General features: G+C 46.9%; 1 protein-coding gene. It reads right to left on the bottom strand.

Going from position 1 to position 652, the window contains the following annotated elements:
* The coding region (locus R7Z50_RS28195) for an outer membrane protein transport protein (protein WP_318149845.1) at nt 1–652 on the bottom strand (652 nt) is incomplete at both ends.

The following is a 652-nucleotide window of genomic DNA, read 5'->3' on the forward strand; positions in this document are numbered from 1 at the left end:
CCACTTTCACCATGTGTGTACCAGCGGTTTCTAGGTGAGCTTCTAGCTTCTCGAAAGAACTCCAGTCAGTCCAGTTGAAACTTGCGTGTAGCGCAAGTTGGTCAGTTACTTGGTGGAAGCTCGCTAGTTCAGCCGTTGCTGGTAGGTTTAGGTACATGTAGCCATTGTCACGTAGCTGTGGAAGCTTAGGAGTACCGAAGCCAAAACCAAGGCCCTCAGCATGACCTTCAAGCTTCAGCTCAACCTCAGATTTGTACGTGAAACCGATGCGGTTGTTTTCATTGATCTGCCACGCTGTACCCAATTGCCAACCCCAAGCCGTATCGTCACCTTCCATGTACTTAAGAGTCGTACCTTGAGGTTTTTGTAATACGTTTACTTTAGGAGTCGTAGCGCCAAAACTTCCTTCACCGATGATGTAACGAATACCACCACCAATACTTACCGCATCATTAATTTTGTATGCTGCGTTTAGGTTTGCTTCCATTGTGGCTACGCTTGCTTCGTTACCAAAATGAGAGGCGGCAAAGCCTTTGCCTAGATCCGTTTCCATACCGTAGTTCGTACCGAACGCTAGGCCGATTGCGAATTGTTCGTTGTATTGGTGTGATAGGTAGAAGTTTGGAATGATTGCATCATGTGCGAAGTCATC

It is taken from the genome of Vibrio sp. 1249-1, assembly GCF_033340495.1.